1 protein-coding gene is annotated in these 313 nt (G+C 69.6%); it reads right to left on the reverse strand.

Going from position 1 to position 313, the window contains the following annotated elements:
- The coding region (locus A3764_RS19050; protein ID WP_150122302.1) for an HlyD family efflux transporter periplasmic adaptor subunit at nt 1-313 on the reverse strand (313 nt) is incomplete at both ends.

Below are 313 nucleotides of genomic sequence, written 5' to 3' on the forward strand. Positions count from 1 at the left end.
GTATTGCGCGGTCGACACGCGGAAGGAGACTTCCAGATCGTCCGGGTCGATCAGTTCGGCCAGTCTTTCATTGGCCGCCACCAGCCGTCCGGCCACCACGTTCGTTTCGCTCAGCGTGCCGTCGAAAGGGGCGACAACCGCCGTTTCGGCCAGCCGCCGCTGCGCTTCCGCCAGTGCAAGTTCGGCGCGCAGGATGCGGGTTGCCGCCTGATCGACGCGCGCCTCCCCCTGCGCCGCCGCCTGACGGCGCGACAGTACCGCGCCCCGGGCGGAAGAGGCGGCCAGTTCCGCGGTTTCAGTGGCCGTAGCGGTG

It is taken from the genome of Sulfitobacter sp. HI0129 (genome assembly GCF_001635395.1).
GTDB lineage: Bacteria > Pseudomonadota > Alphaproteobacteria > Rhodobacterales > Rhodobacteraceae > Sulfitobacter.